This window comes from Pseudomonas sichuanensis (assembly GCF_024749065.1).
In the GTDB taxonomy this organism is placed as follows: Bacteria; Pseudomonadota; Gammaproteobacteria; order Pseudomonadales; family Pseudomonadaceae; genus Aquipseudomonas; species Aquipseudomonas sichuanensis.
The window spans coordinates 601,194-621,770 of record NZ_CP087185.1 but is presented as its reverse complement, the minus strand read 5'-3'; the positions used below and the strand labels follow the sequence as shown (position 1 = coordinate 621,770).

Sequence of the window (20,577 nt, the reverse complement as noted above, 5' to 3'; positions counted from 1 at the left end):
CATACAACCTTTAAATTTCGCAAACTACCGAGCCATTGGCCGCCTGTGATTCTAAATGCCGATTTGCCGCGTCAGAATACTCTTGCCGCCTTGCGTTACCTGCGCCTACAGGATTCTGACGGTTAGCGGTACCGTCCAAGCCATCATTCTCAAGGAAATAATGCTGCTCCAGGCCTCTAGCAGTTGCTTTACCTTCTTGCCCATATCCTCGATACAGGACTGTTGGAGCTGTTCCACCAAAGCGATCATAGTTTCCATTGTAACGATATTTAACAACATCGCGACCCGCCTGATCACCTGGCATGCTTGCGTAGCCTATATAAGGCTTACCAGTTTCTTTATCAATTGCATGGTACGTGACATGTGTCGCATTTGCGGGATTACCTGCAAGCCCCAACGGGTCAACCCAGGTCGTAGGGTTACGTGTATACGCATAAAGATTGAAACCACCGCTATAACTGATCGGGTCCTGGCCCACAAACCGCCCAACCCTCGGATCATAGTACCGATAGCGGTTGTAGTGCAGCCCCGTCTCGTGATCGTGGTACTGACCCTGGAAGCGAATAGGGTTCGTCATCCCAAGCTGCTTGGCCCACTCCGAGCGTACCTCGCGCACTTCACCCCAGGCCTTGTACTGCCCCGCCCACGCCACTTCGCCAGTGTGGTCGGTAAGCTCCATCGGCGTACCGAGGTGGTCGCATTGGTACCAGGCAATGGCGTCGATCGGTTGCGGTTTGACCTCGTGCTGCCACAGCGGGTCCTGATCGAAGTCGTACTCCCGGCCGCTCCAGTCCGGTTGGCGCAGCAAGCGAATCGGCTCCTTGCGCAACGCCTGAGCAACCGGCACAAAGTTGCCCGGCTCGTACAGGTAATGCACCGTGCGCCCGGTCTCGCCTTCGTCCTGCGGCGGCGAGCTTTCCCAGGCGAGGGTATCGCCGTCCCAGCCATAAAGGGTGTAGCCACACCCCAGTTCGCGCTGGCGCTTGGCGCGCTGCATCTGGTTCCAGCCACTGCCGGCACGCGGATCGTCCTGATGATGCGCAGTGGAGTGTTTGTGCAGACGGCGGCCCAATGCGTCGTAGCTGTACACCACGCTGAGCTTGCTGTCATCGAAACGGCTCAGACGGTCGAACAGGTCCCAACCGAGTCGCGCGTGTTCGCCGTTGTGCAGACGATGGACCAGGTTGCCGCGTTCGTCGTACTGGTAATGGGTCCCGGCGTATTCACGCAGCAGGTTGTCCATCAGCTTGTTACGACGTGGGTCGCTTTCCAGCGGACGATTGAGTTCCTGGGTCTTGTCGTCCAGCAGGTTGCCGGCCGGGTCGAAGGCAAAGGTCTCGACACCAAGGCGGCTAGTGGCTTGCAGCAAGCGACCAACGGGATCGTACTGATAGGCCAGATGGCCACGGCGGGTGTCGTGGATATCGGTCAGCTGGCCAACCGCATCGTATTGATACTGCCGTTTGAGCAGGGTGGACTTGCCATCGTGGCTGCCCAGCAGTTGCTCCTGAAGACGCCCGGCCGGATCCCACGCCTGGGTTTGCATCAGCTGGTTGCCCTGATGCCGCGCCACTTCGCGGTGCAGGTCGTCGCGCTCGTAGGCCAACAGTTCGTGCTGGTCGAGGGTCATGCCCAGCACGTGACCGCTGCCGTAGGTGAGCACACTGACCTTGTGTCCGTCGGGGCGAATCGTCGCCGTACGCAGGTTCAGCGCATCGTATTCGTGCTGCCACACCGCAACCATCGGCACCTCGGTGCCCAGGTAGTGCTGATGTTCGCGAGTAAGGTTGCCGGCTTCGTCGTGGAACCATTGCAGCTTGCTGGCGGCGTTGATTGCCTGGATCAGCTTGCCGTTGCGGTCGTAGGCGAAGGTCTCTTCTTCGCGTTGATCGCCCTGGCTGGCAACTCGGGAAACGATTCGCCCCACGGCATCGAAGGTCACCTGGGTACGACGCTGCCCAACATAGGTGCTGTTCAGACGCCCGCTTTCAGCGTCGTACTCGTACCGCGTGACCAGGCCGTCGAAGCCCTTTTCTTCCAGCAGGCGACCAACCGGGTCGAAGTGGAAGGTGGCCTTGCTCTCGTTCTCGTTCTCCAGGCCAATCAGGCGGCCGAGCTTGTCCCAACGGTAATGCAGGGTGTGCTCAGCAGCATCCACGCGCTCGGTGAGCAGACCAACAGCGTTGTAGGCCCAGGTAGTACACCGGTTCAGCGCATCGGAGTGCGCCAGCAGGCGGCCTTCGGCATCGCGCTCGAAGCGTTCCTCGGTGTTGTCCGGGTGAATGACTTTGGCCAGTTGGCCGGCCTTGTATTCGTAGACTGTCTTGTTGCCCGCGGCATCGGTGAACAGCACCAATTGGCCGAAATCGTCGTACTCCCATTGGCTGGTCTTGCCCGAGCAGTCGGTGTACTCGACCAGCTGATCCGCCCCGTTGTACGCCAGCTTCTTCTCGTTGCCGTTGGCGTCCTTGATCGCCTTGACCAGGCCGGAGGGCGTATAGGCGAACTCGGTCTTGTGGCCCAGCGGGTCTGTGGTTTCGACCAGGTTGCCCTGCTTGTCGTAGTCACGCAGCCACAAACCACCTTCGGCATCGCGGATCTTGATCAGGTGGCGACGGTCGTCATAGGCGAAGTGCGTCTGACTGTGGTCGGCACGGATATGGCGAATGACGCTGCCTTGCTCGTCGTAGTCGTAGCGGTCTTCACTGCCATCCAGGTGGACGTGGCGCAAAAGCTTCTTGCGCTCATCGCGGAACAACCATTCCGAGCGCTCGTCGGGGTAGCGGACGCGATAAAGGCGACCCTGGATGTCGTAGTAGTACCAAGTCTCCTGACCGTGGGCGTCGGTGACGTAGGTCAGGCGGATGTTCTCATCCCACTCAAGCCTAGTGTCGAAGCTACCATCGTCGGCCCATTCGCGGATGGCCTTGGCATCGAAGGCACTGCCATCCCATTGCAGGTTCATGCCGCGACCGGTGCGGTCGGTGTACCGGGTCACCAAGTGATTCTGGTACTGGTAGTGCCAGGCCGCGCCGTTTTCATCCTGAGCAGCAGTCAGATCGCCCTGGTCATCGTAGTGGTAGGCGCACAGCTGCCTCAGCGGCTGGCCGTCGCGCATTTCCCACAGGCCGGTGATATGGCCGTGGTCGTCGATCAGGGTGCCGAGGTGGCGCAGCACATCTTTCACATCACCCTGGAAGGTAATGATGTCCGACAGCACCGGACGCCCCTCGTGGTGGTGCTCATAGTGCAGCATGCAACCGGCACCGTTGTTGAGGGTGATCTTCTGCAGGTAATAACGATCCTCGACGCGCAGGTAGTATTCCTTGCGCTCGAAACCTCGGCAGATCACCAGCTCGTTTTCACGGCTGCGAACCAGCAGCAGGTCCTCGATGGCGTTGTACAGCGACTTCTCGACCTTGGGCAGCTCGAAGGCATGGCTGCGACCGTCGTGGTCATGGAACAGCAGGCCCTTGCCCACCACGTCGATACGGGTGGTGAACTCGGTGATCCAGCGCGCCCCGAGGCTGCCCTGGTCATATTCGGCCAGGCGCGAGTGATAGGTTCGCTCCCATTCGATGGGGAACGGTCCAGGCAAACTGAAATCGGTATGCAGGATGAACTCGGAACCCAGCGAGAAACTGATGCTGTGGCCTGTACGTGCCTTGGGTTCTGGTGGGCAGGGCTTACGTTTGGGACTGGGCGTACTTTCCGCTTTTGCCTGCGACCCACTGACCGCCAACTCCCCCTTGCCCTTCTCCCGCTCCACCTGCGTGGTGGTCCCCGGCTTGCTCACCCCCGGCTGCCCATTCTTGTTGCGCTTGCGGAACCCCTTCACCGCCCCGCCCAGCACATTGAGCATCCAACCGATGCTCATCTGCGTACCCGGGTCAGCCAGCTTGTTCAACTGCCGGGCCATCTCCGGGCCCAACGCACGCAGCTGGCCGGTGTTGGCCAGCACCTTGGTCTTGATTTCGTCCGGCAGCAGCTTGCTCGTCGCGCTGTTGGCCAGCCCCTTGCCGGCAGCCTTGTAGGCACTGTGCACCGCGCCTAAGAAGTTGCTGAAGGCGGCCTTTGGATCGTTGAGCAGCTTGTCGGCGGCGGCGGACGCCTGTTTGCCCGCCTTCGACATGTCGCCCTTGGCGTCCAACTGGCTCAGGGCAACCTTCTCCAGCCCCGTGGCGATCTCGCTGGTCATCTTGGTGCCGAGCGCGCCGGCGTCGGCGAGGATGCCCGCGAGCTTCGGCTGGGCCTGCTTGACGAAGTCGTCGATGGTGCCGGCGATGGTGGCGTTGAGATGGCCGATCAGCACGGTGATCAGCGAATCGCCCAGCAGCATCTTGGCGCTGTTGCGCAGCTCCTGACGCACCAGGAACAGGGTCGGGCGCAGGCTCATGCGCGCCGCGGCCATGGTCGGCGGCGCCGGCAGCACGCCGATCAGGTTGATGCCCAGGCTCACCCAGTCGAGCAGCTGGCGGTTCTTGCTCTTGACCAGGGTCACCACGTCGCCCAGGGCATCGACCAGGGCCATGATGTTGCCCACCACCGGCAGTGCGCCGGCCACGGTCTTGATCCGTTCGAGGGTGACGTAGCCACCGCTGACCGATTGCAGCCAGGCGTCGAAGGCGGCGGCGCCGCGGCCGACGTCCTTGGCATCGATGGTGTTGAGGGGGGCGACGGCGACCTGCGGTTCGCGCTGCTTGGCGTCGGTCATGCCAGCACCTCACTGCTCAGGCTTTTCGCCGGGTTGAGCGGTGGGGTGAGCGTGGGCAGGCTCGGCAACTGACGGGCCGCGTTGGCGGCCTTGAGCGCGGGCGCCGCGCCGGGCACCACATTGCTGGCCAGTTGGGCCATGGCGCCGGTGTCGCCGCCGACTGCGGCCTTGACCTGCTGCACCTTCTGCAGCGCGGCCTGGCCGCTTTTCGCCAGTTGCATGCCAGTGCCGGCCAGGGCCTTGCCCTGCTCCAGCATCCCTGTGCCACCGGGGCCGATCATCGCTTTACCTTGTGCCATCGCGTTCTGTACCAATCCCTTGCCCTTGTCCATGCCTTGCTGGGCCAGTGCCAGGCCCTTGCCCAGCAGGCCGTCGGCGCCCTTGCCGGCGCTCAGCACCTCGCCGACCACGGCCTGTTGGCCGGGGGCGATGTCGTTGAAGTCGGTCTTCGCCGGCCAGACGCCAGCACCGAAGTGGCTGCCGTCGGCCCAGGTGTCGGCCGGGTCCAGGCCGAAGTCGACCCACAGCGGGCCGGCGGCGGCGCCGCTGGCCATGTTGAAACCCTGACCGTCGAGCTTGCCCTTGATCGACTTGCCCAGGGCGTCGATCACGTCGTAGTCGCCAGTCTTCACGCCCTTGCTGTTGGCGTACTGGTACAACAGCTCGAGGTTGCCCTTGCCCGGTTTGGGCGGCTCGGGGAAGGTGCCGGCCTTGCTCGCCGCGCCGATATGGGCGAACTGCGCAGCCTTGGCGGTGTAGTTGGCGCTGGTGACGTGGGTGATGCCGCCGGCGTTGTAGGTCGTGCCGCTGCCGCCGCCCTGCAGCACCAGCTCGGTCTTGGCGGTGAGCACGATGCGGTCGGCGTTGGCGGTGACGTCGAGCTTGGCCAGCAGGTTGATGTTGTCTTTCAGGGCGCGGATATCGATGTCGCCGGAGGCCGACACCAGCTTCCAGCCCAGGCTCTGCACGAACAGGCGCATGCCTTGGCTGGCGCTGGCCAACAGGCGTTTGCCGGCGGTCAGGCTGGTGTGGCCGGTGCTGCTCAGGGCCAGGTGCTCGCCGGTGGTGATGTGGTTGGGGCCCGGGGTGGTCAGGGCGATACCGGCAGGGCTGGAGAGCACCAGGTGCGGCTGGGCGAACTCGGGGAATTCGTTGGCGCTCTGGTTGACCGGGCCGCTGCCGAGGATGCCCTGGTGCTGCTCGTGCAAACGCTTGGCGACGTCGTCCTGGTCGCCGGGTTCCTGGGCCTGCATCTGCTTGGCAAGTTCCGCCAGGCTGTCCTGCTGGTCGCTGGCGGTAGCCAGGCGTTCGGCGGTTTCGGGCAGGTCCTTGTGGTGCTTGGCTTCGTTGGCGCGGGGCTCGGTGGTGAGCAACAAACCGCCCGCAGCGCGGATGGCGCCGTGGCGGTCGGTGCGCAGCTCGAAACCTTCACCGCGCGGGGCGCCGCCGCTCGGCCTGGGGTGAGTGAGGTAGCCGAGGTTCAGCGCACTCGCGCCGTGGTCGCTGCGCAGGCCGATGCTGATTTCGCTGGTGGTGTCGTCGATGCGCAGTTCGTTGCCGCGGCTGCCCTTGTATTCCTTGCTCTTGATGGTGGCCAGGGTCTTGAGGTCAGGCAGCTTGTAGTGCGGCATGTTCACGCCGTGGTACAGGCAGCCGGTCACCAGCGGTTGGTCGGGGTCGCCTTCGAGGAAGCTGACCAGTACCTCCATGCCGATGCGTGGCAGTTGCAGCCCGGCGATGCCCTGCCCGGCCCAACTGCTGGCGACACGCATCCACACGCTGGACTTGTCGTCGGACTGGCCCTCGCGGTCCCAGAAGAACTGCACCTTGATGCGGCCGAATTCGTCGCAGTAGATCTCTTCGCCGGCCGGGCCGCTGACCACGGCGCGCTGGGTGCCGAGGATGCGTGGCTTGGGGTGGTTCAGGGGCGGGCGATAGGCCGCATCCCACGGGGTGGCGCTGAACTGGTTGCGGTAGCCCTGCTGGAAACCGTCATGTTTCGCGTCGATATCGCTGGTGATGGCTTCTTCCAGCACCTGCGGCTGGCGGCCCTGGTGGGTCACTTCAAGCAGCAGCCAGAGGTCATTCCAGGCGGCATTGGGGTGGCTGGCCAGGGTCAGGAAGTGCCCGCTGGCGAGCAAGGGCTGGTCGCTGTGGCCTTCGGCCAGGCGGAAGTCGCTGCGGTGGCGTTCCAGGGCGCGGGTGGCCAGGTGCTTGCCGCGGGCGCGGTCGAGAAAGCGCCCGGGGTAGTCGTAGTCTTCCAGCTCAGGCTCGGCGTGGCTGACCGACTCGCCTTCGAGCTGGATCAGCGGCTTCTTGAAGTCGTAGTCGCGACGGGTGACGCTGCTTGTGCGGGTTTCCACGCGCAGGCCGAAGCGCTTGATCATCGGCGTGTCGGCCACCAGCCCGGCATCCTGCTGGTAGGCCACCGGGGCCAACTTGCGGAACACGGTCTGGTCGTCGCCGAACACCAGTTGGTGGCCGGCAGCGCTGTGGCGGAAGTGGTAGTGAATGCCCTCTTCTTCGCACAGGCGCTGGATGAATTGCAGGTTGGACTCGTCGTACTGCACGCAGTACTCGCGCTCGGGGTACGTCGCGCCCAATTGGAACTGGTAGGCGTTGCCAAGAATGCCGTGCTCTTCGAGCACCTGGGCAATGATCTTCGGCACGCTCATGTGCTGGAACATGCGCTGGTTGATGCGGTGGGCCAGGTACGCCAGCTGCGGGCGCAGGGTGACCTGGTAGCGGGTCAGGCGCTTGCCCGCCTCGCCTTGCGCTGCACGGTAGATCAGGCCGTGCAGGCCCCGCCCGTCATCGCCGAGCTGTAGGAACGCAGGCTTGTGCAGCAGGTTTTCCAGGTTCAGCGAGGGGTGCTCGCTGACCAGCTCCAGGTCGATGGCGTAGGCCTGGCTGATGGCTTCCGTGCCGTCGAAGGCGAGCACCTGGAAATCATGCTCCAGGCCATCGATATGCAAGCTGAAGTGGGTCTGGTTCGCGGCGGCAAACATCCTTGTCCCTCTGTAGCGAGAATGGGCTGGTGAAACGACCGCAGCCCGCGGCGCAAGCGCGGCGGGCTACGGTGGGGTCCAGGCTTAGCCTGCGACCGGCGCGCGCCAGTCGTCGGAACCGGAAGTACCGGACACTTCGTGGGTCCAGGTGATCTTGCGGTAGGTGAAGTGCACGTCTTCCAGGTGGGTGAAGTGAGCGTTGCTCGGGTCCTGGCAGTTGTGCATGTAGTCCTTGATGTCGACGATGATCGCGTCTTCCAGGACGGTGGTGTAGTAGTGCTCCTGGGTGCCCTGGGCCGAGGTGCGGTACCACTTGATCTCGATCTTGGTCATGCGCTCGCCCGAGGTCAGGGCAGCCAGCAGCAGCGGCGAAGCCTTGTCGAAGACCTTGGTGATTTTCACTGGTTTGTGCACGCGCTGGCCGGTCGGCTGGCCGGATTGCGGGTCACGCGGGATGATCACTTCGTGCTCGAAGCCCTGGACCATCACCTGGTCTTCGTGGCCTTCCTGGTAGGTGTTGCCCACCGAGTCGGCGGTGAACGCGCCAGCGGTGATCAGGCCTTGTTTTTCGCCAGTGACGGACATGTAGGCTGGTGTTGCCATGGTGCTCTCCTTGCGTAAGAAAAAAGTCGCGCAGACGGCAGGAAATTGCCGAGCGGGAGCAGCTTTCGATACAAGAGCTGTGCCAATTGAAAAATAATCAATAAATTCAATTAGTTATTTAGCAAAGCCATCCATTCGAGTGCATACTTGAGCGATGAGCATTCAAAAGTTGCGCAACTTCTTGCGCAGTGCTGGCAAAAAGTTGCGCAGATGGCTGCAGGCCATACACAGCAATGCCCACAGCGCTTATCCACAGACTTATCCACATTGAAGTGCGCAACTTCTTGCGCACTTGAGCAAAAAGTCAGCGACCAGATCTTCCCATGGTTTACAGGCCATCCTGCGCATGGCTCAGGGCTGCCCCCGCGCCGCTAACATCAACGTGCTACTATCGCGCCGCATTTAATGGACGCTCCACAGATTCGACAAGGAAAGCCGCGCGTGAACACCCCAGAGCCCACTTCGCCCAGCCCTGCCCTTTTCCTTTGCCAAGCAGGCAGTGCCTGATGATCGGCGCCTTGTTGCTACGCTCCGCCCATGGCCAGGAACACACACCCTGGCAACGCCTGGCCCGCGCCTTGTGGGGTGGCGACCTGCCGCTGACCCGCGCCCAGGAATGCTGCTTTGCGCGGCTGATGCTGGTACCGACCGTGATCTACCTGGTGCTCGCGCTGGGCTACCTCGCGCAACTGACCGATCTGGTCGGCAGCCTCGTGCCACATTCCCTGCTGCAAAATTTCGCCCGCCAGGGCCAATGGCTGGGCGCCGCCGCCCTGGCCCTGCTGGTACTCAGTTGCCTGCTGCGCAAGAGCATGCGCCAGGGTTGGCCGTTCGGGCGCACGGTACTCTGGGCCTTGATCACCTGCGGCAGCTGCCTGTACCTCGGTTATCACGCCCAGCGCCTGCTGGTGGACAGCCTGGTCGAACAGGCCAGCCCCGAACAGCAGGCCCGGGCCGCCTTCGGCATCCCGTTGCTCAACCTGATGCTGCAACACGACCTGCGCCTGGACGGCCAGGCCGCAACAGCCGAGCAACTGCGCAGCCCGCAAGGCAAGCTGCGCCTGGCCGAACTGGCCCTGCGCCTGCCGCACATCACCGCGCTGAAGGCCACAGAAGGCCTGACGCCGCAGGCCTTGTTCGAACAACTCGCCGACCAGCAGCGCGGCGGCCTGCAGCGCAACTATGAACGCTACCGCCAGGCCACCGGGCGGCAGGAAGACAACTACCGCCAGTACCGTCGCGCCAGCCTTTACTACGCCGGGGCCACCAGCCGCCTGGCCATCCTCCAGCGCCAGGGCCAGGCCTGGACCGACTACCTGCGCCTGCTCAGCAGCCGCGGGCGCAACCTCAACCCCTGGACCCTGCCCAGCAGCGAATGGCAAGACGTGCGCCATGTCCTGCGCGAGCAGATGAACGTACCGGTCAACGACCTCTGGCGGCCCGACGACCGCCCCGGTTTCAACCGCGCCGTGGCCAGCCAGGTGCGACGTGACGCACGCAACCACTACGCAACACTGCTGCAGCAGCGGATCAATGCCGGCTGGATCGAACCCGGCCTCAAGCGCCCGGCGTTCCTGGCGGTGGATGCCATCCAGGGGCAGTGGCGCCAGGACTTGGCGCTGCCGCCGAGCCTCACCCTGTATGCCTACCTGACCGAGGAGTATTACGTGCGCTCGGTCTACCTGCCCACGCTGCAGCACGACGCCCGTGAACTGATGAAGCAGCGCGTCGCCGCGGCGGGCGATCTTTCGACCCTGGGCCGCGACAGCTACCGCGATCTGATCACCCCCGGCGTGGCTGCCCTGCTGATCCTCTGTGGGCTGGCCGTGCATGGATTCCGTGCGCTGTCCTACCTGTTGCGCCTGATGAAGGCACAACCGCTTGGTCTGTACCTGAAACTGTTGGGGGTGTACGTGGTGCTGTTGGCCAGCGTTTCGCTGGTTACCAGCAAGCCGAAGGTGTCGGCGGGCGACCTGCCGCAGCAGGGCGAGGAAGCCCTCGGCCTGACCCTTGCCCTGGCCAGTGCGGCGATTGACTGGGCTGCACCTCAACAGGACAGGCTGTATTCCCTGGGGACCAGCATTCGTCGAGACGTGTTGGGTGGGTATGGATTTGGCGCTCCCGGGAAGCAGGATTGACGGGCGCACTCTATGCCGGGGGAGTTTGTGTCTAGGCTCTGTAAGAAAAGTTTTGTGGGAACAACTGTCTTACTGTAGGAGCGGGCTTGCCCCGCGATGGAGCGCGAAGCGCTCCTGTACCCGATATCAAATAGTGTCAAAGACGCCGCGAATTCGGGCTTTGCTGCCGCGTTGCGGCAGATCACGGGGTAAGTCCTCCACCGGTCAGCGCGCTAAACGGTTGATGTGGAAGTCACACCCTTGCGCCTGCCCCCAGAACGTAATGGCGGCAACCCCCACCATCAACACCGCCCCCCATAGGTGGTAGACAACATCAGTATCGACAGGCGTTTGTTCTCAAACTTGAAAACCCGTCGGTACATTTCGAACATGCCCTCGAAGGTATTCATGTTGATCCCGTTCTTTTTGCAGTATGAGTGTGCAGAAAGTACGGCAATCAGCCCCGCAACCACACAGAGTGCAAAGCCGGCGACCCTGATGACTTGAAGCAACTCGCACTTCACGTCCGTATATTAATAACGCAACCAACATCCTTAGCATAAGATATTAAAAAACTCATTCCTACAGCCATGACTGCACCACCCAGAATAGCCAACAATATTACAGCTGATAGTCTCTTGCTTTCAAAACGAAACACCCTTCGATACAGCTCAAACAAACCAGGAAACGCATTCATATCAACTCCATTCTTCTTGCAATAAGAATGGGCATACAGCGCAGACAGGCCAATCCAAAAAAACGAAAGCCAAAATATCAAATACGCCAACTTACTAAGGTTATCACACATAAATGAACCCACTACTCAACCGGAACAGATATATCCGGATTCAATGGAAACTCCATCACACATACAAAAACCTCAACTAGCCACATTCAAACCAAGATCCAGGCTCTTTATGAGGCAGCGCGGATTGACAGCAAAGGTCCCTGGACTTTTCGTAAGCACACTGATCAACAGCCCCTAAGCCTCACAACACACACCTGAATGTCAACCTATACTGCCTTTGACATGAATATTGCACCCCTTGGATTGCGCATAAAAAATCAACACAATCAAACCAACACCGATAATCGCACCACCGTACATAGAGAAAATAAATAGCCCGGACAACACCTTATTCTTAAACGTAAAAACATGACCAAATAATTCAAAAAGCCCAGGAAAAGTATTCATATTTACCCCGTTTCTCTTTGAATAAAAATACCCGTAGAGCACTGTGACGACCAACATAATTGCCAACCCCCAATACACAACCTCAACCAACAGCTCCAACCATCCACACACAATAAATTCCCATTTAACTAAAAAATAGATAAAAACGAGTCGTTCAGGGCCAATGCCAGGGCCTACATCAATATAGATATCAGGGCATGCTGAATTCAGGGCAGCCCTGATATCGAGAAGCACTAACCTCACGGCTCCCCTGGCGCTATCGGCAATGGCTTTTTACGGATGGGGACCGAAGATGCCATCGCTGTACTCGCCGTATCCGGCTACCTTATGGACCGATCATTGATATGAAAATCGCACCCCTGCGCCTCACCCCAGAATGTCAAGCTCACAAGCCCCAACACCATCAAAGTCCCACCGTACATGCTGAACAGCACTAAGATAGACAAAAGCCTATTCTCGAATTTAAACACCCTCCGATACATCTCAAGCATGCCTTCGAAGGTATTCATATTCACACCCACTTTCTTGCAATCTGCGTTCGCACAAATGATCGAAGCAAAAACCAACCCAGCACAGATCACAAATAAAGCAATTCTCACAAACTGAATAATTTCACACATACATCACCCTTGAAAATGGTGAAAGGTACCAATCCAGTCACAAGAATGACATGTCACACAAAACCTACCGTCGTGATCCTGTCACACTTCAAACCACGCCCTTCTGCTCATCGGTGAGTTCCTGGGGTGCCCATATGATCACAGATGTACAGGGTAATGAAGTCGAAGTCCTGTGGTACTTATTTTCTTTACCACAGGACCACGCGGTCGAAGTCATCAGCCCAAAGCACCTGTAACACACCGAAACTCTACAGATTTGACCATCTACCGCTCAGTTTGAAGACACACCCCTCAGAGAGCCCCCAGTAATAAAGCCCAAATGAAAATAGCAAGATCAACGTATTCACATACACTCCAACAAGAACCACCCAAAATAGCATTTTATGCTCACGCGCAAACGCACGCCGATACACCTCAAGCAAACCGCCAACTGTATTAAAATCAATCTTTTCCCTTTTCGCATAAACAGCCATATATACGATCGTCAGAAAAAGCATAAGCATGCAAAATGCAAACAGCAACTTCCTTGCAATATCAATTCCATCACACATACAAAAACCTCAATAAGCCACATTCAAACTAGGATTTAGGGGCGCTTTTATTTCTGGACCAACACCCGGCCCAATGCCGATATAGATATCAGGATAAGTTGAAGTTTGGGTAGCCTCGATATTGAGAAGCCCTAACCCCACTGCCCCCCCTAGTGCGACCGGTAACGGCTTTGCATTAGGGTCTGCGATCTTCAAGCCACAGCTTGCAGAAGCACGTGCGGCAATCGTGGACGTCTGGTAACTAGCGGTAGCTCCCATGCCACTACGCGAATTGACAGCGACACTTCCGGACAAGCCAAGACCTAACGCTGCTGTCAGCCCCGCCTTACATTCAAAAGTAGCCACCGACACAGGGGGTGGAGGCGCCATCGCTTTGGAAATTTCCTCCGGAGACTCGCCATTCTGCATCATCCAGGATCCCAAAGAAGCACGCTGCGCGGCTCCCGGCATATCCATCCCAAAAAGTCCTAGGGGATCCGCTCGCATAGCCGGTGTATTACTCACGTAGCTGTAGACGTTCATCCCACCCTGCAGCCCAATCGGGTCCCTGGACACATACCGCGCCATCTTCGGCTCGTAATACCGATAGCGGTTGTAGTGCAGCGCCGTTTCCGGGTCCTGGTATTGCCCCTGGAAGCGAATCGGGTTGCTCACCCCCTGCAATCTGGCTTGCTCCGTTCGCTCCTCGCGTATTTCGCCCCATGCGGTGTAATGCGCACTCCAGACCACGTCCCCCTGCTCATCGGTGAGCTCTTGCGGCGTGCCCAGATGGTCACAGTGGTACCAGGCCATGGCATCGAAGGCTTGCGGTTTGACCTCGGTGTGCCACAGCGGATCACGGTCGAAATCGTACTCGCGCCCCGCCCAGTCCGGCTGTTTGAACAGGCGTACCGGGCGGTTGTGCAGGGCCTGGGCGACCGGCACGAAGCTGCCGGGCTCGTACAGGTAGTGCACGGTGCGGCCGGTATCGCCCTCATCCAGCGGCGGCGAGCTTTCCCAGGCCAGGGTTTCGCCGTCCCAGCCATACAGGGTGAAGCCGCAGTGCAGTTCACGCTGGCGCCTGGCCCGCTCCAACTGGTTCCAGCCGGTGCCGGCTTCGGGCTTGTCCCAGTAATGGGCGAGCGAATGCTTGTGCAAGCGACGACCCAGGGCGTCATAGCTGTATTCGACCTTGAGCCTGTCGTCGTTGTAACGCACCAACCGGTTGAACAGGTCCCAGGTGAAGTGCGCCTGCGCACCGTCTTGCAGGCGATGGCTCAGGTTGCCGCGCTCGTCGTAGCGGTACTGGCTGCCGGCATAGGTGCGCAGCAGGTTGTCCATCACCTTGTTGCGCCGGGCGTCCTCTTCCAGGGGGCGGTTGAGCTGCTGGGTTTCATCCAGCAGGTTGCCCGCTGGGTCGAAGGCGAAGGTTTCGGCGCCCAGGCGGCTGTTGGCCTGCAGCAAGCGCCCCAGGGGGTCGTACTGATACGCCAGTTGGCCACGGCGGCTGTCGTGGATATCGGTCAACTGCCCCACCGTGTCGTATTCATACTGGCGCTTGAGCAGGGCAGTCTTGCCGTCATGGCTGCCGAGCCATTGCTCTTCGGGGAGCCCCGTCTTGCCCCAGCGCTGCATCTGCATGAGCTTGTTGCCCTGGTGGCGCACCACTTCGCGGTGCAGGTCATCGCGCTCGTAGGCGAGCATCTCGTGCTGATCGAGGGTCATGCCCAGCAGGTGGCCGCTGCCGTAGGTCAGCCAGCTGACCTTGTGACCGTCCGGGCGGATTGTGGCGGTGCGGCGGTTCAGCGCATCGTACTCATGGCGCCACACGGCCACCATCGGGTCGCCGGTCATCAGGTAGTGCTGATGCTCGCGGGTCAGGTTGCCGGCGTCATCGTAGAACCACTGCAGCTTGCTGACGGCATTGAGTGCCTGGATCAACTTGCCGTTGCCATCGTAGGCAAAGGTTTCGCTCTGCTGCTGATCGCCCTGGCTTGCGCAGCGCTCGACCAGGCGACCCATGGCATCGAAGCGCAGGTCGATGCGGCGCTGGCCAACCTGGCTGCTCGCCAGCCGACCGCTGCTCGGGTCGTACTGGTAGCGGGTGGTCAGGCCATCGAAGCCGGTCTCTTCCAGGCGGCGCCCGGCCAGGTCGTAAACGAAGCTGGCGCGGCTCTCGTTCTGGTTCTCCAGACTGAGCAACCGGCCGAGCTTGTCCCAGCGGTAGCGCAGCTTGTGCTCCAGCGCATCGACACGCTCGGCGAGCATCCCGGCGCGGGTATAGCTCCAGGTGGTACACCGGTCCAGCGCATCGACATGGGCCAGCAACCGGCCTTCGGCATCGCGCTCGAAACGCTCCTCGGTCATGTCCGCATGGGTGACCTTGCTCAACTGCCCCGCCTTGTAGGCGTACTGGATGCTCTCGCCCAGCGCATTGCTGGCCTGCACCAGGCGGCCCAGTTCGTCGTACTCCCATTTACTGGTCTTTCCGGAACAGTCGGTGTACTCGAGCAGTTGCCCGGCGTCGTTGTACGCCATCTTCTTCTCGTTGCCGTTGGCGTCCTTGACCGCCTTGAGCTGCCCGGTGGAGGTGTAGGCGAACTCGGTCTTGTTGCCCAGCGGGTCGACCGTTTCGACCAGGTTGCCGGCGTCGTCGTAGTCGCGCAGCCACAGGCCGCCTTCGGCATCGCTGATCTTGATCAGCTGGTCCTTGTCGTCGTAGGCGTAGTGCACCACGGTATGGTCGGCGCGGATGTGCTGCAGGCGGTTGCTGCGTTCATCGTAGGTGAAGCGGTCCTGGCTGCCGTCGGCGTGCAGGTGGCGGATCACGTTCTTGCGGGCGTCGCGGAACAGCCACTCGGAGCGCTCGTCAGCGTGCTGGATGCGGTAGGTGTAGCCCTCGGCGTCGTAGTAGTGGCGGGTCTGGCCGCCGTGGGCGTCGGTCACGGTGGTCAGGCGGATGTGCTCATCCCACGCCAGGCGGGTTTCGAAGCTGCCATCGTCGGCCCATTCGCGAATCGCCCGGGCGTGCGGGCCGCTGCCGTCCCATTCCAGGTTGAGGCCGCGCTCGGTGCGGTCGGTGTAGCGGGTGATCAGGTGGTGCTGGTACTGGTAACGCCAGGCGGCGCCATGTTCATCTTGGGCGGCGATCAGGTCGCCCTGGTCGTCGTAGTGATAGGCGCACAGCTGGCGCAGCGGCTTGCCGTCGACCACTTGCCACAGGCCCTGGATATGGCCGTGGTCATCGAGCAGCGTGCCCAGTTGCAGGTGGACTTTGGACGGGTCGTTGTCGGCGTAGGTGTTGATGTCCGACAGCACCGGGCGGCCGTTGTGGCTGTGCTCGTAGTGCAGCATCGCGCCGACGCCGTTGCGCATGACGATATGCACCAGGTGGAAGCGCTCGCCGACGCGCTCGTAGGTCTCGTGGCGCTCCTGCCCGCGCGACAGGATGAGCTGGGTGTCGGTGGTGCGGGTCAGGCCACGGTACTCGACCGCGTCGTAATGGGTTTTGCCGACCTTGGGCAGCGGGTAGGCGTGGCTGCGGCCGTCGATATCGTGCAGCAGCAGGCCATCGTCCTGCACATCGATGCAGGTGGTGAACGCGGTGATCCAGCGGGCGCCGAGGCTGCCGCTGTCGAGGCCGGCCAGGCGCGAGTGGTAGGTGCGGGTCCAGCTGATCGGGAACGGGCCGGGCAGGCTGAAGTCGGTGTGCTGCAGGGTCTCGCTGCCCAGGGCGAAGTTGATGCTGTTGCAGGTGTTGGCCGGGGCGCCGTTCTTGCACTGGTTGGGGGCCTGGGAGGCAGGCATCTGCTCCTTTTGCGTCTCAACTTTGCCTTCGGCCAGCTGGTGGCGAGCCTTGCTGGTGCCGCCCGCCTTGACGTTCGCCACCACCTGTTGCGGGTTGCGCTGGCGCCACTGCTTGACGCTGCTGGCCAGGGTCAGGCGCAGGGCCTCGATGGAGCCGGAGCTGCCGGCATCGCCAAGCTTGAGGATCTCGCCGCGCACCAGCGGCGCCAGCAGGCGCAGGCGGGCGCTGTGGGCCAGCAGCTCAGTCTTGCCGGCGGCGCTGAGCGCGGGGCTGACGTCGGCGCTGGTCATGCCCTTGCCGGCACTCTTGTAGGCGTTGAAGGCACCGGCCAGGTAGTTGCCGATGCTGGCTTGCGGGTCATGCAGCAGCAGGCTGCCCCCGCCACCGGCCGCCACGCTGGCGGGAGCCGGGCCAGCGGCCAGGGCGGCCAAGCCGCCGGCGATGTCGAGGATCAGCTGCTCGCCGAGGGTGGCAGCGTCGGCCAGTGCGGCCTTGAGATTGCCTGCGGCCTGGCCGACGAAGTCGTCGATGCTGCCGACGATATCGGCGTTGAGGTGGCCGACCATCAGCTCGATCAGCGCATCGCCCAGCACTTGCTTGCCCTCCTGGCGCACGATGAACAGCATCGGGCGCAGGGCCATGCGGGCCGCCGCCGCGCTGGCGGGCGAGGTGACCAGGCCAATCAGGTTGATGCCGTAGGTGGCGCAATCGATCGGGTCGGGCACCTTGTTGCGGGTGAGGATGGCGATATCGCCCAAGGCATCCACCAGGGCGATGATGTTACCGGCCACGGCCACGTTGCCAGCCACGCCCTTGAGGCGTTCGAGGGTGACGAAGCTGGCGCTGGTGTTGCGCAGCCAGGTATCGAACACCACCGCGCCACGGCCAACGTCCTCGATCTGCACCTCGGCGAGTGGGGTGATCGCGACCTGAGGGGCACGGGCGTTTTCGTTTGTTGCGGCATTCTGTGCAGTCATGAGATCAGCTCGCCTGGCATCAGGTCAGTCAGGGTGTTCAGGCTCGGCGCCTTGAAGTCGGGGAGTTTGGGCAGGGTCGGCAACTTGGGCAGGCTGGCCATGGCGCCCTGGACGGCGGCGCCAGCCTTGCCGGCGGCGCCCAGTGCGCCAGAAGCGGCCGGCAGCGCCGAGCTGGCGGCAGAGGCCAGTTGCGGCAGGCCAGCCACGCCGCCCTTGAGCGCGGCTTGCACCTGCTGCGCGCTTTGCAGGGTGTTCTGCCCGGTCTTGAGCAGGCCCATGCCGGTCTTCGCCGCGCTCATGCCACTGCTGGCCAGTTGCTTGGCCTTGTCCAGCATGCCGCCGCTGCCGTCGGGGGCGAGCTTGGCGTACATCGATTCGAGCAGCGACGGCGTGCCCTCTTCGGCCACGGGCAGCTTCGGCCAGGGCAGCCCCTTGGCGAAGCTGCCGAGGCTCCAGGTATCGGCCGTGTCGAGGCCAAACTTGGCCATGGCCGGCCCCGGCGCCGCGCCGGAGACGGTATTGAACCCCTGCCCGTCCAGCGCGCCCTTGAGCAGCGTGCCCAGGGCATCGGTGACCTCGTAGTCGCCGGCCTTGATGCCTTTGGTGTTGGCGTACAGGTTGAACAGCTCCAGCGCACCCTTGCCCGGCTTGGGCGGTTCGGGGAAGGTGCCGGCCATGCTCGCCCCGCCGATATGGGCGAACTGCGCGGCGTGGGCGGTGTAGTTGGCGCTGGTGACATGGGTGATGCCGCCGGCGTTGTAGGTCGTGCCGCTGCCGCCGCCTTGTACCACCAGCTCGGTCTTGGCCTTGAGGGTGATGCGGTCGGCGTTGGCGGTGATGTCGAGCTTGGCCAACAGGTTGATGTTGTCCTTCAGCGCGCGGAAATCGATGTCGCCGGAGGCTGCCACCAGGCGTAGGCCGAGGCTCTGCACGAACAGGCGCATGCCTTGGCTGGCACTGGCCAGCAGGCGCTTGCCGATGGCCATGCTGGTGTGGCCGGTGCTGCTCAGGGCCAGGTGGCTGCCGCTGGTGAGGTGGTTGGGGCCCGGGGTGGTCAGGGCGATACCGGCGGGGCTCGACACCACCAGGTGCGGTTGGGTGAATTCGGCGAATTCGTTTTTCGTCAGGTCGCCCGGGCCGCTGCCGAGAATGCCCTGGTGCTGCTTGTGCAGGTCCTTGGCCACGGTGTCCTGGTCACCGGGCTCCTGGGCCTGCATCTGCTTGGCAAGTTCCGCCAGGCTGTCCTGCTGGTCGCTGGCGGTGGCCAGGCGTTCGGCGGTCTCGGGCAGGTCCTTGTGGTGCTTGGCTTCGTTGGCGCGGGGCTCGGTGGTGAGCAATAAACCGCCAGCAGCGCGGATGGCGCCGTGGCGGTCGGTGCGCAGTTCGAAACCCTCACCACGTGGCGCGCCGCCACTCGGTCTGGGGTGGGTCAGGTAACCGAGGTTCAGCGCACTGGCGCCATGGTCACTGCGTAGCGCGATGCTGATTTCGCTGGTTGTGTCGTCGATGCGCAGTTCGTTGCCGCGGCTGCCCTTGTATTCCTTGCTCTTGATGGTGGCCAGGGTCTTGAGGTCGGGCAGCTTGTAGTGCGGCATGTTCACGCCGTGGTACAGGCAGCCGGTCACCAGCGGTTGGTCGGGGTCGCCTTCGAGGAAGCTGACCAATACCTCCATGCCGATGCGCGGCAGTTGCAGCCCGGCGATGCCCTGCCCGGCCCAGCTCGAAGCCACGCGCATCCACACGCTGGACTTGTCGTCGGCCTGGCCTTCGCGGTCCCAGAAGAACTGCACCTTGATGCGGCCGAACTCGTCGCAGTATATCTCTTCACCAGCCGGCCCGCTGACCACGGCGCGCTGATCACCCAGCACCTTGGGTTTCGGGTGTTTCAGCGGCGGACGGTACGGCTGCTGCCACGGGGTAACCACGAAGAAGTTGCGGTAGCCCTGCTGGAAGCCATCGTACTTGGCGTCGACGTCGCTGGTGATGGCCTCTTCCAGTACCTGCGGCTGGCGCCCCTGGTGGTGCACGTCAGTGAGCAGCCACAGGTCGTTCCACTGGGCGTTGGGGTGGCTGCCCAGGGTGAGGAAGTGCCCGCTGGCGAGCAGCGGCTGGTCGCTGTCGCCGCTGGCCTGCTGGTAGTCGCTGCGGTGGCGTTCCAGAGCGCGGGTGGCCAGGTGCTTGCCGCGTGGTCGGTCGAGGAAGCGGCCGGGGTAGTCGTAGTCTTCCAGGGCCGGTTCGTCGAGGCTGTCGGCGGCGCCTTCGAGCTGGATCAGCGGCTTCTTGAAGTCGTAATCGCGACGGGTGACGCTGCTGGTGCGGGTTTCCAGGCGCAGGGCGAAGCGCTTGATCATCGGCGTGTCGGCGACCAGGCCGGAGTCGTGCTGGAACTGCACCGGCGCCAGCTTGGGGAACACCGTCTGGTCGTCGCCGAACACCAGTTGGTGGCCGTCGGCGCTGTGGCGGAAGTGGTAGTGGATCCCCTCCTCTTCGCACAACCGCTGGATGAATTGCAGGTTGGACTCGTCGTACTGCACGCAGTACTCACGGTCCGGATACACGGCACCGAGCTGGAACTGATAGGCGTTGGCAAGAATGCCGTGCTCTTCCAGCACCTGGGCAATGATCTTCGGCACGGTCATGTGCTGGAACATGCGCTGGTTGATGCGGTGGGCCAGGTACGCCAGCTGCGGGCGCAGGGTCACCTGGTAGCGGGTCAGGCGCTTGCCTGCCTCGCCTTGCGCGGCGCGGTAGATCAGGCCGTGCAGGCCCCGGCCGTCGTCGCCGAGTTGAAGGAACGCGGGCTTGTGCAGCAGGTTTTCCAGGTCCAGCGAAGGGCGCTCGCTGACCAGCTCCAGGTCGATGGCGTAGGGCTGGCTGATGGCTTCGTTGCCATCGAAGGCAAGCACTTGGAAGTCATGCTCCAACCCGTCGATGTGCAGGCTGAAATGGGTCTGGTTCGCGGCGGCAAACATCCTTGTCCCTCTATGTGCGTGAATTCGTGTTAA

The 20,577-nt window shown here is 62.2% G+C and carries 7 protein-coding genes; 1 reads left to right on the top strand and 6 read right to left on the bottom strand.

The window, feature by feature from the left end; genetic code table 11:
- Window positions 1-10 precede the first annotated feature (10 nt).
- The 3 genes from LOY51_RS02855 to LOY51_RS02845 all read right to left on the bottom strand — a co-directional run bounded on the left by LOY51_RS02855 (window position 11) and on the right by LOY51_RS02845 (window position 8,325).
- Entirely contained in the window at window positions 11-4,714 is a 4,704-nt protein-coding gene (locus tag LOY51_RS02855; protein WP_223811881.1) for an RHS repeat-associated core domain-containing protein, read from the bottom strand.
- Window positions 4,711-7,722 (bottom strand): type VI secretion system Vgr family protein, encoded by a 3,012-nt coding sequence (locus LOY51_RS02850; RefSeq protein ID WP_258644262.1) that lies wholly within the window; start codon window positions 7,720-7,722, stop codon window positions 4,711-4,713. The genes LOY51_RS02855 and LOY51_RS02850 overlap by 4 nt, the downstream gene beginning before the upstream one ends.
- An 84-nt stretch (window positions 7,723-7,806) precedes the next feature.
- Window positions 7,807-8,325 (bottom strand): Hcp family type VI secretion system effector, encoded by a 519-nt coding sequence (locus tag LOY51_RS02845; protein WP_125462404.1) that lies wholly within the window; start codon window positions 8,323-8,325, stop codon window positions 7,807-7,809.
- 506 nt (window positions 8,326-8,831) lie between these two features.
- On the opposite strand from LOY51_RS02845, the gene LOY51_RS02840 reads away from it, so the two are divergent.
- Window positions 8,832-10,463: a hypothetical protein gene (locus LOY51_RS02840; protein ID WP_258644260.1), complete on the top strand. Its 1,632-nt coding sequence runs from the start codon at window positions 8,832-8,834 to the stop codon at window positions 10,461-10,463.
- A gap of 988 nt (window positions 10,464-11,451) precedes the next feature.
- Here LOY51_RS02840 and LOY51_RS02835 read toward each other — a convergent pair.
- The 3 genes from LOY51_RS02835 to LOY51_RS02825 all read right to left on the bottom strand — a co-directional run bounded on the left by LOY51_RS02835 (window position 11,452) and on the right by LOY51_RS02825 (window position 20,544).
- Window positions 11,452-11,871, bottom strand: a complete 420-nt coding sequence (locus tag LOY51_RS02835) for a hypothetical protein (RefSeq protein ID WP_258644258.1) — start codon at window positions 11,869-11,871, stop codon at window positions 11,452-11,454.
- Window positions 11,872-12,817: 946 nt separating this feature from the next.
- A complete protein-coding gene (locus LOY51_RS02830; RefSeq protein ID WP_258644257.1) occupies window positions 12,818-17,572 on the bottom strand; it encodes an RHS repeat-associated core domain-containing protein in 4,755 nt (1,584 codons plus the stop codon).
- Window positions 17,569-20,544, bottom strand: coding sequence for a type VI secretion system Vgr family protein (locus LOY51_RS02825; protein ID WP_258644256.1), 2,976 nt, complete (start codon window positions 20,542-20,544; stop codon window positions 17,569-17,571). The genes LOY51_RS02830 and LOY51_RS02825 overlap by 4 nt, the downstream gene beginning before the upstream one ends.
- Between the last annotated feature and the right edge of the window lie 33 nt (window positions 20,545-20,577).

Coding starts and splice junctions, on each gene's coding strand:
- LOY51_RS02855 (WP_223811881.1), bottom strand. CDS start 4,714: ATGACCGACGCCAAGCAGCGCGAACCGCAGGTCGCCGTCGCCCCCCTC.
- LOY51_RS02850 (WP_258644262.1), bottom strand. CDS start 7,722: ATGTTTGCCGCCGCGAACCAGACCCACTTCAGCTTGCATATCGATGGC.
- LOY51_RS02845 (WP_125462404.1), bottom strand. CDS start 8,325: ATGGCAACACCAGCCTACATGTCCGTCACTGGCGAAAAACAAGGCCTG.
- LOY51_RS02840 (WP_258644260.1), top strand. CDS start 8,832: ATGATCGGCGCCTTGTTGCTACGCTCCGCCCATGGCCAGGAACACACA.
- LOY51_RS02830 (WP_258644257.1), bottom strand. CDS start 17,572: ATGACTGCACAGAATGCCGCAACAAACGAAAACGCCCGTGCCCCTCAG.
- LOY51_RS02825 (WP_258644256.1), bottom strand. CDS start 20,544: ATGTTTGCCGCCGCGAACCAGACCCATTTCAGCCTGCACATCGACGGG.